Origin of the sequence: Streptacidiphilus cavernicola (assembly GCF_042510955.1) — a bacterium.
Taxonomy (GTDB): Bacteria; Actinomycetota; Actinomycetes; order Streptomycetales; family Streptomycetaceae; genus Streptacidiphilus; species Streptacidiphilus cavernicola.
Genome location: NZ_JBHFAB010000017.1, coordinates 25,698 through 39,435 on the forward strand (window position 1 = coordinate 25,698; position 13,738 = coordinate 39,435).

The window sequence follows — 13,738 nt, forward strand, 5'->3', positions numbered from 1 at the left end:
CAGTGTCACTTACCCCGGTTAGGCTCGCCGGGAAACCTGCGGGAGGATACGGACAGACCCGGCGGTCCCGTCCTGAACCGACCCGCACCACCGAGTCACGCAACGGCGCGCGACAGGAGCCAAACAGTCATGCAGACCCAGCTGGACGCAGCGAAGGCCGAACTGCTCAGCAAGGCAACAGTCCAGGGCGAACAGGGAACCGGAGCAGGGGCGGAGCTCGGGGAGGGGGCGCTCGCCTCGTACCTGAAGCACTACTACCTGCACACCGCCCCCGAGGACCTGCTCGACCGGGACGCCGTGGACGTCTACGGCGCGGCGGCCTCGCACTACCGGCTCGCGGGGAGACGCCCGCAGGGCTCCGCCGAGGTCAGGGTGCACACCCCCACGGTCGAGGAGAACGGCTGGACCTGCGGCCACACCGTGGTCGAGGTGGTCACCGACGACATGCCCTTCCTGGTCGACTCGGTCACCAACGAGCTGACCCGCCAGGACCGGGCGATCCACGTGGTGATCCACCCCCAGCTGCTGGTCCGCCGTGACATCACCGGCAAGCTGCTGGAGATCCTGGACACCGGCGTCTGCGCCGCGGACGGCCCCGACCGCCCGCAGGACGCGCTGGTCGAGTCCTGGATGCACATCGAGATCGACCGCGAGACCGACCGCGACGACCTCCGCTCCATCGAGACCGACCTGCGCCGGGTCCTCGGCGACGTCCGCGAGGTGGTCGAGGACTGGACCAAGATGCGGGACGGCGCGCTGCGGCTGGCCGGGGAGCTGGCCGCCGAGTCCTCCGCCCTGCTGCCGGTCCAGGAGGTGGCCGAGGCCGAGGAGCTGCTGCGCTGGCTCGCCGACGACCACTTCACCTTCCTCGGCTACCGCGAGTACGACCTGGTGCAGCAGGACGGCGAGGACGTGCTCGCCGCGATCCCCGGCACCGGTCTGGGCGTGCTGCGCTCCGACCCGCGGGCGCAGTCGCACGCGGAGGGCGACCCGGGGACCGGGACCATGGAGTCCGCCTCCTTCGGCCGACTGACTGCCCCGGCCAGGGCCAAGGCCAGGGAGCGGAAGCTGCTGGTGCTGACCAAGGCCAACAGCCGCTCCACCGTGCACCGTCCGTCCTACCTGGACTACGTCGGGGTGAAGAAGTTCGACGCGGACGGCAACGTGGTCGGCGAGCGCCGCTTCCTCGGGCTGCTGTCCTCGGCCGCGTACACCGAGTCGGTGACCCGGATCCCGGTGGTCCGCCGCAAGGTGCAGCAGGTGGTGGCCGAGTCCGGCTTCACCCGGGAGAGCCACGACGCCAGGGACCTGGTCCAGATCCTGGAGACCTACCCCCGCGACGAGCTGTTCCAGACCCACCCGGAGGAGCTGCTCCAGGTCGCGCTGAACGTCCTCTACCTGCAGGAACGCCGCAAGCTGCGGCTGTTCCTGCGCCAGGACGAGTACGGCCGCTACTTCTCCGCGCTGGTGTACCTGCCGCGGGACCGCTACACCACCCGGGTCCGGCTGCGGCTGATGGACCTGCTGATGCGGGAGCTCGGCGGCAGCACCATCGACTACACCGCCTGGAACACCGAGTCGGTGCTGGCCAGGCTGCACTTCGTGGTCCGGGTCCCGGCCGGGACCGAACTGCCGGTGCTGAGCGAGTCCGACGTGGAGCGGCTGGAGGCCAAGCTGGCCGAGACCGCCCGCTCCTGGATGGACGGCTTCGGCGAGGTGCTGGTCCGCGAGTGCGGCGAGGAGCGTGCCGCCGAGGCGTCCCGCCGCTACGCCAACGCCTTCCCGGACGGCTACCGGGCCGACTTCACCCCGGCCACCGCGGTCGCCGACCTGCGCCGGCTGGAGTCGCTGACCGGGCCCACCGACTTCCAACTGAGCCTCTACCAGCCGGTGGACGCGGCCGAGGGCGAGCGCCGCTTCAAGATCTACTGGGTCGGCGGCTCGGTCTCGCTCAGCGACGTGCTGCCGGTGCTGCAGCGGCTCGGCGTCGAGGTGCTGGACGAGCACCCGTACGAGCTGCGCCGTAGCGACGGCACCGTCGCCTGGGTGTACGACTTCGGGCTGCGGCTGCCCGCGGAGATCGCCTCCGGCGTCAACGAGGACGCCCGCGAGCGGTTCCACGACGCCTTCAGCGCCGCCTGGACCGCCAGGGCCGAGAACGACGGCTTCAACTCGCTGATCCTGCGCGCCGGTCTGACCTGGCGTCAGGCGGTGGTGCTGCGCGCCTACGCCAAGTACCTGCGGCAGGCCGGCTCGACCTTCTCGCAGGACTACGTGGAGGACGCGCTCACCAACAACGTGCACACCACCCGGCTGCTGGTGAACCTGTTCGAGGCCCGGCTGTCCCCGGCCCACCGCTCCGGCGGCGAGGAGCTGACCGAGGGCATCATGGAGGAGCTGGACGGCGCCCTGGACCAGGTGGTCAGCCTGGACGAGGACCGCATCCTGCGCTCGTTCCTGACCCTGATCAAGGCCACCCTGCGGACCAACTTCTTCCAGCGCGACCCGGCCACCGGCGAGCCGCACGCGTACGTCTCGATGAAGTTCGACCCGCAGGCCATTCCCGACCTGCCCGCGCCGCGCCCGGCGTACGAGATCTGGGTCTACTCGCCGCAGGTCGAGGGGGTGCACCTGCGCTTCGGCAAGGTCGCCCGCGGCGGGCTGCGCTGGTCCGACCGGCGCGAGGACTTCCGGACCGAGGTGCTGGGCCTGGTCAAGGCGCAGATGGTGAAGAACACCGTGATCGTCCCGGTCGGCTCCAAGGGCGGCTTCGTCGCCAAGCAGCTGCCGGACCCGGCGCTGGACCGCGCCGCCTGGCTGGCCGAGGGCATCGCGTCCTACAAGACGTTCATCTCGGGGCTGCTGGACATCACCGACAACCTGGTCCCCGGGGTCGGCGTGGTCCCGCCCAAGGACGTGGTCCGGCACGACGGGGACGACACCTACCTCGTGGTCGCCGCCGACAAGGGCACCGCGACCTTCTCCGACATCGCCAACGAGGTCGCCGTCTCCTACGGCTTCTGGCTCGGCGACGCCTTCGCCTCCGGCGGCTCCGCCGGGTACGACCACAAGGGCATGGGCATCACCGCCAAGGGCGCCTGGGAGTCGGTCAAGCGGCACTTCCGCGAGCTGGGCCACGACACCCAGGCCGAGGACTTCACCGCGGTCGGCATCGGCGACATGTCCGGCGACGTCTTCGGCAACGGGATGCTGCTCAGCGAGCACATCCGGCTGGTCGCCGCGTTCGACCACCGGCACATCTTCATCGACCCCGACCCGGACGCGGCAACCTCCTTCGCCGAGCGCAAGCGGCTGTTCGAGCTGCCGCGCAGCTCCTGGGAGGACTACGACCGGAAACTGGTCTCGGCCGGCGGCGGGGTCTTCCCGCGCAGCGCCAAGTCGATCAACATCACCGCGCCGATGCGCTCGGCGCTGGGTATCGAGCCCGGCGTCTCCCGGCTCACCCCGGCCGAGCTGATGAAGGCGATCCTGCTGGCCCCGGTCGACCTGCTCTGGAACGGCGGCATCGGCACCTACGTCAAGTCCGCGGCCGAGAACAACGCCGAGGTCGGCGACAAGGCCAACGACGCGATCCGGGTGGACGGCGCCGAGCTGCGGGTCAAGGTCCTCGGCGAGGGCGGCAACCTGGGCGCCACCCAGCTCGGCCGGATCGAGTTCGCCTCGGTCGGCGGCCCGGACCGGACCGGCGGCGCGGTCAACACCGACGCCATCGACAACTCGGCCGGCGTGGACACCTCGGACCACGAGGTCAACATCAAGATCCTGCTCAACCGGGTGGTCCAGGACGGCGACATGACGGTCAAGCAGCGCAACGCGCTGCTGGCCGAGATGACCGACGAGATCGGCGAGCACGTCCTGGAGAACAACTACGCGCAGAACGTGGCCCTGGCCAACGCGCTGGCGCAGGCGCCGAGCATGCTCGACGTGCACTCCCGGATGATGCGCAGGCTGGTCGCCGACGGCCATCTGGACCGGGCGCTGGAGTTCCTGCCCAACGGCTCGCAGGTGCGCGAGCGGGCCGCGGCCGGGCGCGGGCTGACCCAGCCCGAGCTGTCGGTGCTGCTGGCCTACACCAAGATCACCCTGGCCGACGAGATCCTCGCCTCCGACCTGCCCGACGACGGCTACGTCCAGGGCAAGCTGCACCGCTACTTCCCGCGGCAGCTGCAGGAGCGCTTCGGCGGGCAGATCGACGCGCACGCGCTGCACCGCGAGATCATCACCACCGTCCTGGTCAACGAGACCATCAACCGCGGCGGCTGCACCTTCGCCTTCCGGCTGAAGGAGGAGACCGGGGCCAGCTACGAGGAGATCATCCGCTCGCACACCGCGGCGCGGGCGATCTTCGACCTCAAGGGCATCTGGGCCGAGATCGAGGGCCTGGACAACCTGGTCCCGGCCGAGGTGCAGACCCGGATGCGGCTGCACAGCCGCCGCCTGGTCGAGCGGGCCACCCGCTGGCTGCTCAACAACCGGCGCCAGCCGCTGGACATCGCCGAGACCATCGAGGTGTTCCGGGAGCGCTGCAACGAGGTCTGGGGCCTGCTCCCCGGCCTGCTCCGCGGCTCCGACCGGGAGTGGTTCGACGGCGTGCACCAGGAGCTGGTCGAGGCCGGGGTCCCGGCCGAGCTGGCGCTCCGGGTGGCCGGGCTGTCCTCGGTCTTCCCGACCCTGGACGTCGTCGAGGTCGCCGACCGGACCAAGCAGGACGTCGGCACGGTCGCCGAGCTGTACTACGACCTGGCCGACCGGCTGCAGATCACCGGTCTGCTGGACCGGATCATCGAACTGCCGCGCGGCGACCGCTGGCAGTCGATGGCCCGCGCCGCGATCCGCGAGGACCTGTTCGCCGCGCACGCGGTGCTCACCGCCGACCTGCTGGGCCACGGCGAGCCGGGGGCGACCCCGGAGCAGCGCTTCGACGCCTGGGCCGGAACAAACGCCACGCTGGTCAGCCGGGCCAGGGCCACCCTGGACGACATAAGGGGTGCGGAGGGCTACGACCTCGCCAACCTCAGCGTCGCGATGCGGGTGATCCGCACCCTGCTCCGTACCGGAACGATGCGCTGACCGCCTCCGGGTCGGCGCGGCGCGGGCCGCCTCTGTCACGGACAGGGGCGGCCCCGGCCACGTTTGGAGGACGAAGCCTGTGGGAGCCCTTGGCGTGGCTCCCGCTGCAAGTTATGGTCCAATCCTTGCTCCCCTTGATGGTTGTGCCTGCAAGGCCGTACGGGGGCAGGCGGGAAATGACAGTGCGGTCGACTTCCCTCTAGGAGGCTTGCAAGATGCTCAACCAGGTCGGCAGGAACGGGTGGCGTCGCCACCGGCAGGTGCTGGCGGTCGGGGCGGCAACCTCACTGGTGCTGCTCGCGGGGTGCTCCAACAGTTCGAGCTCCACACCCAAGGCCTCGGCCAGCTCGGCGAAGCTCACCGGCGACTGCGCCCAGTACCAGGCCTACGCCGGGCACGCGGGCACCAAGGTGACCATGTTCGCGTCCATCCTCAGCCCGGAGTCCGACTCGCTCCAGACCTCCTGGAAGCAGTTCAGCACCTGTACCGGGATCACCATCTCCTACGTCGGATCCAATGACTTCGAGTCGCAGCTGCCGGTCCGGGTCCAGGGCGGCACCGCCCCCGACCTGGCGATCATCCCGCAGCCCGGTTTGCTCCAGCAGATGGTGAAGACCGGCAAGGTGGTCAAGCCCCCGGCGCAGACGGTCGCCAACGAGGACAAGTGGTCCGCGGCCTGGAAGACCTACGGCACCGTCGACGGCACCTTCTACGCCGCGCCGATGAGCGCCAACCTGAAGTCGCTGGTCTGGTACTCGCCCAAGGCCTTCAAGGCGGCCGGCTACGCCGTGCCGACCACCTGGGCCGACCTGATGAAGCTCAGCGACACCATCGCCAAGGCCGGGAAGAACAAGCCCTGGTGCGGCGGCCTCGGCTCGGGCACCGCCACCGGCTGGCCGGCCACCGACTGGCTGGAGGAGGTCGTCCTCGGCAGCTACGGCGGCGACACCTACGACCAGTGGATCAGCCACCAGGTCAAGTTCAGCGACCCGAAGATCATCGCGGCGATGAACACGGTCCAGGGCTGGATGCACAACCCGGCCTGGGTGAACGGCGGCTTCGGCGGCGTCAGCACCATCGCCAGCACCACCTTCCAGGACGCCGGCACGCCGATCCTCAGCGGCAAGTGCTCGATGCTCCAGCAGGCGTCCTTCTACGAGGCGCAGTGGCCCAAGGGCACCACGGTCGGTCCCGACGGCGACATCTGGGCGTTCAAGCTGCCCGCGGTGGACCCGTCGGTGAGCGACCCGGTCGAGGGCGGCGGCGAGTTCGTGGCCGCGTTCTCCGACCGTCCCGAGGTGCAGGCGGTGCAGAACTACCTGTCCACCGCGGCCTGGGCGACCTCGCGGATCAAGGTGGCGACCGGGTGGGTCTCCGCCAACCAGGGCGTCGACCCGGCGGTCTACACCGACCCGATCGACCAGCTGTCGGCGAAGTACCTGACCGACCCGACCGCGACCTTCCGCTTCGACGCCTCCGACCTGATGCCGGCCGCGATCGGCTCGGGCAAGGAGTGGTCGGAGTTCACCGCCTGGTTCTCCAGCAACCAGTCGGTGGCGAAGACAGCCGCGAACATCGACGCGGCCTGGCCGCAGTAGTACCTGCCCGGCCCCGCTCGACGGGGCGGGGCGCCCGCGCGGCGCCCCGCCCCGGTCCCGACCCACCCAGAGGAGCTCCACTCGCATGTGGGCTGACGCACTGACCAAGTTCGGCAATGCGGCCGGTGCCATCCTGGTCTTCGTCGCCGTCCTCGTCGTGATCTTCTACGCGGCGGGCCGGGCGACCGGGCGCCTCGCCAAGCCGCTGGCCGGGGTGATCTTCCTGGGCCCCGCCCTGGTGCTGCTGGCGGTCGGCCTGGTGATCCCGGCGATCCGGACCGTCTACCTGAGCTTCTACAACGACGGCGCCACCAAGTTCCTCGGCTTCGGCAACTACACCTGGGCCTTCACCAACAGCGACGAGCAGCAGGTGCTGCTGAACACGCTGGTCTGGATCGTGGTGGCGCCGCTGGTGACCACCGCGCTGGGGCTGATGCTGGCGCTGCTGGTGGACCGGCTGAAGTGGCAGGCCCTCTACAAGTCGCTGATCTTCCTGCCGATGGCGATCTCCTTCGTCGGCGCGAGCATCATCTGGAAGTTCGTCTACGACTACCGCGACCCCAGTCAGCCGCAGATCGGGCTGCTCAGCCAGATCTGGCTGTGGGTCGGCGGCAGCAACCCGCCGAACTGGATGCTGTCGCACCCGCTCAACAACTTCCTGCTGATGGCGATCATGGTCTGGGTGCAGACCGGGTTCGCCATGGTGGTGCTGTCCGCCGCGATCAAGGCCATCCCGGACGAGATCACCGAGGCGGCGGTGCTGGACGGGGCCCGCGGCTTCGGCCTGTTCCGGCACATCACCATCCCGATGATCCGGAACACCCTGGTCGTGGTGCTGACCACGGTCATGATCACGACGCTCAAGCTGTTCGACATCATCCGCACCATGACCGGGGGCAACTTCGGCACCCAGGTGCTCGCGAACGAGATGTACTCGCAGTCGTTCGTGCAGTTCAGCAGGGGCCGGGGAAGCGCGCTCGCGGTGATCCTCTTCATCGCGGTGCTGCCCCTGGTCGGATACAACATCGTCCAGCTGCGCAGGGAGCGTGCCCACCGATGAGCGACATGCCCGCGAACCGGCCGTCGGCCCCGCCGGCCGGGGCGAAGGCCGTCCGGCGCGCGTTCAGCAGCCCGATAGCCTCCTTCCTGGTCATCGTGCTGACGGTGGTGTGGACCGTGCCGACGCTCGGCCTGCTGGTGACCTCGCTGCGGCCGGAGAAGGACGTGTCCGACTCCGGCTGGTGGACCTTCTTCTCGCACCCCGGGATCACCCTCTCCAACTACCACTCGGTGCTGTTCACCGGCGGCTTCGGGGTCTCCGACGGGCTGATGCCCTACCTGGTGAACTCGCTGGCGATCACCATCCCGGCCACGGTCTTCCCGCTGGCGCTGGCCTCGATGGCCGCCTACGCGCTGGCCTGGGTGCGGTTCCGGGGCAGCGACGTGATCTTCTTCGTGATCTTCGCGCTGCAGGTGGTGCCGCTGCAGATGGCGCTGGTGCCGCTGCTCCAGCTGTACTCGGGCGGCGCGCACATCGGCAGCGTCACGATCTTCCCCGGGCTGGGCGTGGGCGCGACCTACGCGCCGGTGTGGATCTCGCACACCATGTTCGCGCTGCCGCTGGCGGTGTTCCTGCTGCACAACTTCATCGCGCAGCTGCCGACCGACCTGATCGAGGCGGCCCGGGTGGACGGGGCGAGCCACTTCCGGGTGTTCCGCTCGATCGTGCTGCCGCTGGCGACGCCGGCCCTGGCGTCGTTCGCGATCTTCCAGTTCCTCTGGGTCTGGAACGACCTGCTGGTCGCCCTCACCTTCACCGGCGGGACGGCGGACGTCTCGCCGATGACGGTCCGGCTGGCCCAGCTGAACGGCTCCTTCGGCGACCACTGGGAGATCCTGACCGCGGGCGCGTTCATCTCCATCGTGATCCCGCTGGCGGTGTTCTTCGGCCTCCAGCGCTACTTCGTCCGCGGCCTGCTGGCGGGCTCGGTCAAGGGCTGAGCGCCGCGATCAGGCTGCACTGCCCAAGGGGCGCGAGGAACTGCGCGACCAGCCAGGCAGACGCCGCAGCCGACCTCCGTGCCCGGCAGGCCTAGAGCAGCGGCGGCAGCGGGCTCGCCGACAGCGTCTCGGCGGCCCGTTGCAGCGCGCTGGCCAGCAGCGCCAGGTCGGTGGGGCCGTTGCCCAGCTCGCGGACCGGGCGACGGGGCGGCGGGTCGCCCATCGCGGTCCAGTCCAGCGGGGCGACGGTGGGCCGCAGCGTCGCCGTCCTCGGGATCCGGCCGCTGATCCGCGCGGTCTGCAGCGCCGTCACCCCGCCGTCGGTGTGCCGGATCCAGCCCCGTCCCGGCCGGTCCTCCGGGACGGTCGCGGCGTCGTCGACGTGGATCAGCAGCGAGGAGAGCCGGGCGTCGTCGGTGCGCAGGGCGATCCGCAGGTGCGCGGACTCGTCCAGGTCGGCGCCGCTGCCGCGGTCCGGGCGGCCGGTGGCCACCGCCAGCTGCACGCCGAGCCGGGGCCCGCGGACCGCGACCGCGTCCAGCGCCGCGGCCAGCGCGGCCCGGCCGCGACCGGGCCGGAGCAGCTCGTCGTGGTCGTCCACGGCCACCAGCAGGTGGGCCGGCGGTGCGGTGTCCACGACCAGGTGTCCGGCGGCGGCCGGGTACCCGGGCTCGGCCGGGCGGTCGGCCGGGTAGCCGCCCGGGTGGTCGTCGGCGGGACGGCGCGGCGGCGCCAGCCGGGACAGCGCCAGCTCGGCGTGCCAGGCGGCGAACGAACGCCCCCGCAGCAGCCGTTCACGCCGGTCCAGTTCGCCCAGCAGGGCCTGGGCGGCCTGCAGCAGCCGCTGCTCGTCCGAGCCGTCCACCAGGTCGGTCACGTGCGGCAGCTCGGCGCAGGGGCGCAGCCCGGCGGCGGGGTCGGCGGAGGGGCGTCCCTCGATCAGCACCATGCCGAGTCGGTCCGGGCGCTCGGCCACGGCCAGCGCCGCCAGCAGCGCGCGCAGCAGCTCGGTGCGCCCCGAGCCGGGCGCCCCGCCGATCAGCAGATGGTTCGTCAGCTCCAGGCCGCACGGCCCCTCGCGGTCCGCGCCGACCACGGCGGCCGGCAGCACGCCCGCGCCGACCCGCAGCTCGGTCCAGCGGTCGGCCAGCTTGGCCGGGGTGACCTGGTCAAGGCCGAGCAGGTCGAGCAGCCGGGGGGTGTCCGGCAGCGCGCCCCGGCCGGGCCGCCGGGTGCCGTCCGGCTCGCGCAGCGGGGCCAGCGCGCGGGCCAGCCGCTCGGCCCAGGCGGCGGAGACCGCGTCCAGGGCGATGCCGTCGAGCAGCTCCCGCGCGGCGGGGGCGCGGTGCCGCCCGTCCGGGGCGGCGGGCGGCAGCGGTGCGGGCAGCGGGCGCTCCAGCGTCAGCAGCGTGCCGACCTCGCCGGCGACGGCGGCGGTCGCGCCGCAGCCGGGCGGCAGCAGCTCGGGCAGCTCGGCCAGGGCGAGGACGTGCACCCCCCGGGCCGCGCCGTCCGCGAGCAGGCCCTCCAGCGCGGTGCGGGCCTGCGGGCTGCCCGGATCGCCGTCCACCACCAGCACGGTGAACGGGCAGGCGCGGGGGCCGGGCGCGAGCGGGCCACCGGACGGCTCCAGCTCGGACAGCCGGGCCAGGGCCTGCTCCGGGTCCAGTGCGGTGAGCAGTCGGCAGGCCTGGCCCCGGGTGGGGCGGAGCTGGGGGAGCCAGTGCAGCCAGGCCCAGTCCTCGGCCGGGCGGGACGGGTCGGTGGCGACCAGCACCAGTTCCAGCGCGCCGGGGCCGTGCAGCACGGCGAGCTGGGCGACCAGGGCGCGGGTGAGGCCGGTCAGCCGCTCGCGCGGGCCGGTCAGGCCGAGGCTGCCGACCGCACGCAGGTCCACGGTCACCGGCGCGGTACGCGGCCCGGCGCTGCCGAGCCTGAGCACCAGGGCGTCGGGGTGTTCGGGGCCGCGCTCCCAGAGCCGGGGCCCGGGGTCGAGCACGGTGTGCAGCAGCTCGGCCGGGTCGGGCCAGCGGCCGGAGTCGGCGACCGCCGCCGGGCGGGCGGCGGGCAGCCGTACGCCGTGGGTCGGGGTCGCCCCGCTGCCGCTCGCGCCGTCGGGGCGGCGGGCGGCGGCGGGCGGCTCGGTGACCCGTCCGGCGGAACGGCCGCCGCGCTTCAGCCGTTCGCTGCCCCGGGCCAGCAGGCTCCTGGCCCGGTCGTGGGACGGCGGCGCGGGCGCGGCGCTGCCGGTGCCGCTGGCGGTAGGCCCGCCGGGGCCGCTCGGCGGCGCGGGCGGCCGGGGGTGCGCGCCGGGGCGCGCGGAGAGCTGCAGGTGCCCCTGGCCGTCCGGCAGCAGCTCGGCCCGGCGCCGGTCGCCGCGGCGCTCGCCGGAAGGCCCGGCGCCGGCCGGGGCGGCCCGGGTGACCAGCAGCGCCGACTCGCCCAGGCCGATCACCGCGCCCGGCGGGACCGGGCGGGGCTCGGCCCCGACCGGGGCGCCGTCGAGCACGGTGCCGTTGGTGGAGCCGAGGTCGGCCAGGGTGACCCGGCCGTCGGCGGAGACGTCCAGGGCGAGGTGGAACCGGGAGACGTCGGGGTCGTCCAGCGGGACGTCGGCGTCGGCGGAGCGGCCGACCCTGACCTGTCCCGGCAGCAGCAGGTGGATCCCGCCCGCGTCCGGGCCGCCGACCACCCGCAGCTCGGCCGGGGCGTCCGGGCTGCCGGTGCCGGAGACGTGGTCCGGATCGGGTTCGTCGAGGCGCAGTATCACGCCGTCCACCAGCGGCGGGTGGCCGAGCACGGAGCGCTCGTCCAGCCGCTGGTCGCCGGCGTAGAGCAGGACCTGGACGGCCGAGCGCCCGCCGCGCTGGCCGGTGCGCGCGCCGACGGCCCCGGCCAGCGCCCCGGCGACGGCGCCGAGGGCGGTCCCCGCCGGGGCGGTGACCAGCACGTCGGCGAACTGCGCGGGCGGCAGGCCGCGGGCCTGCGTCCGCGCCGAGGGCGCGCCGTCGCGCGCCGCGAGCACGCTCAGCCGGATCTGCATCGTCCCCTGGCCCCTTCCGCTCCGCACCTGCGGTCCGCCGCACCCCGCTGCCCCTACCCCGGTGCGACGTCGTCAACGAGCAGTCCCTGTACGCGGAGTGGGCGTCAGGATGCCTGACTGCATCCTCCCATCCGGCACTGACATCTCGCGCGCCGCACCCTTTCCAGTGATCTTGGGAACTTCCGGCGCCGGGCAGGGCGTCCAGCGGGTAGGGGCTTAGGGTTGCCCTGCGGAACAGATATTCGGGAAGGCGACGGCCGGGTACCGGGCGGCAGAGGCACGACGAGGAGCGTACGGGTGCGGCCTGTGGGCAGTAAGTACCTGCTGGAGGAGCCGCTGGGACGCGGAGCCACCGGGACGGTCTGGCGTGCCCGGATCCGGGTCGGGGACGGCGGCGCCGCGGGCCCGGACCAGGTCGCGATCAAGGTCCTCAAGGAGGAGCTGGCGACCGACCCCGACGTGGTGATGCGCTTCCTGCGGGAGCGCTCGGTGCTGCTGCGGCTGGTCCACCCCAATATCGTCCGGGTCCGCGACCTGGTGGTGGAGGGCGAGCTGCTGGCCCTGGTGATGGACCTGGTCGACGGGCTCGACCTGAACCGCTACCTGCGCGAGCACGGGCCGCTCAGCCCGGTCGCCGGGGCGCTGCTGATGGCGCAGGTCGCCGACGCGCTCGCGGCCAGCCACGCCGACGGCGTGGTGCACCGCGACCTCAAGCCGGCCAACGTGCTGCTGGCGACCACGGACGGGCAGATGCACCCGCTGCTCACCGACTTCGGCATCGCCCGGCTGGCCGACTCGCCGGGGCTGACCCGCACCCACGAGTTCGTCGGCACCCCGGCGTACGTCGCGCCGGAGTCGGCCGAGGGGCGCGAGCAGACCTCCGCGGTGGACGTCTACGGGGCCGGCATCATGCTGTTCGAACTGCTGACCGGGCGTCCGCCGTTCCACGGCGACGGGCCGCTGCAGATCCTGCAGGCACACCTCACCCAGGAGCCGGCCCGGCCGCGGAACCTGCCGGAGCCGCTGTGGACCGTGATCCAGCACTGCCTGCGCAAGGACCCGTCGCTGCGGCCGACCGCGGTCACCCTGGCCACCGCGCTGCGCACGGTGGCGGCCGGGGTCGGCGTGCACGCCTCCCCGGCGCAGATCGACGCGGCGCTGGCGGTGGGCGCGCTGCTGGCCCCGCCGCCGTCGGCCGGGAACGACCCGACCGTGCCCAACGGGGTCCGCTTCGACCCGGGCGCGGCGACGGTGCTGGGCGGGGTGTCCTACCCGTTCGGCGCGGCCGACCCGACCCAGGTGCTGCCGCCCGGCGCGGCCGAGCGGACCGAGCGGATCGCCGCGCCCACCGGGGCCCCGCAGCCGGTGGCCGCCGCGGTGCAGGCGCAGTCCCCGGCGGAGCCGCAGCCGCCGCAGGGCCCGCACCCCTGGGAGAACCAGCTGCGGGCCGCGCGCACCCGCAACGAGCAGACCAGGGTGGACTACCGCTTCCCGACCGAGCCGCAGCCGCAGGTCGCCCCGCCGCCGTACCGTCCGGCGCCGCAGGGGTACCAGCAGCCCCAACAGCCGCAGGGCTACCGGGAACCGCAGGGGTATCAGGAACCGCAGGGCTACCAGGAGCCGCGGCAGTACCAGCCGCAGCCGCAGAGCCCGCCGCAGGCCCAGCCCCCGGCGCGGAGCCGCCGTTCCGCGCCGCCGGAGCCCGCCCCGCGCCCCGCGCCCGCACCGGAGCCCGAGCCGCGGCGGGAGCGCGAACCGCGACCGCCGCGCCGTCGGCGGCGGATGCGGATCCCCGGCACCGGCTGCCTCAAGGTGCTGCTGGTGCTGGCCGTGATCGCGGTCTGCGTCTGGTACTTCACCCCGGCCCAGCACTGGGTGCACCAGGTCGAGTCCTGGTGGCACCAGGTCACCCGGTGGTGGGACAGCTTCACCGGCACCGTGGACAAGGCCAAGAAGGGCGTTGACGGCGTCACCGGGATCACCGCGCCGCCGAAACCCTAAGGGC

General features: G+C 73.0%; 6 protein-coding genes. 5 read left to right on the forward strand and 1 reads right to left on the reverse strand.

From position 1 onward, the window contains the following. The first annotated feature begins 129 nt into the window (after positions 1-129). The 4 genes from ACEZDE_RS21895 (at position 130) to ACEZDE_RS21910 (ending at position 8,690) form a co-directional block, all read left to right on the forward strand. Positions 130-5,091, forward strand: a complete 4,962-nt coding sequence (locus tag ACEZDE_RS21895; protein WP_380538401.1) for an NAD-glutamate dehydrogenase — start codon at positions 130-132, stop codon at positions 5,089-5,091. A gap of 215 nt (positions 5,092-5,306) precedes the next feature. Next, entirely contained in the window at positions 5,307-6,689 is a 1,383-nt protein-coding gene (locus ACEZDE_RS21900; protein ID WP_380538403.1) for an ABC transporter substrate-binding protein, read from the forward strand. 85 nt (positions 6,690-6,774) lie between these two features. Then, positions 6,775-7,749 (forward strand): carbohydrate ABC transporter permease, encoded by a 975-nt coding sequence (locus tag ACEZDE_RS21905; protein ID WP_380538405.1) that lies wholly within the window; start codon positions 6,775-6,777, stop codon positions 7,747-7,749. Continuing rightward, the gene (locus ACEZDE_RS21910) at positions 7,746-8,690 is read left to right on the forward strand and encodes a carbohydrate ABC transporter permease (RefSeq protein ID WP_380538407.1); all 945 of its coding nucleotides are present in this window, start codon (positions 7,746-7,748) and stop codon (positions 8,688-8,690) included. The genes ACEZDE_RS21905 and ACEZDE_RS21910 overlap by 4 nt, the downstream gene beginning before the upstream one ends. A gap of 91 nt (positions 8,691-8,781) precedes the next feature. On the opposite strand, the gene ACEZDE_RS21915 is transcribed toward ACEZDE_RS21910, so the two are convergent. Next, positions 8,782-11,733: an FHA domain-containing protein gene (locus ACEZDE_RS21915; RefSeq protein WP_380538409.1), complete on the reverse strand. Its 2,952-nt coding sequence runs from the start codon at positions 11,731-11,733 to the stop codon at positions 8,782-8,784. A gap of 297 nt (positions 11,734-12,030) precedes the next feature. On the opposite strand from ACEZDE_RS21915, the gene ACEZDE_RS21920 reads away from it, so the two are divergent. Further along, positions 12,031-13,734, forward strand: coding sequence for a serine/threonine-protein kinase (locus tag ACEZDE_RS21920; RefSeq protein ID WP_380538411.1), 1,704 nt, complete (start codon positions 12,031-12,033; stop codon positions 13,732-13,734). The last annotated feature ends 4 nt before the right edge of the window (positions 13,735-13,738 follow it).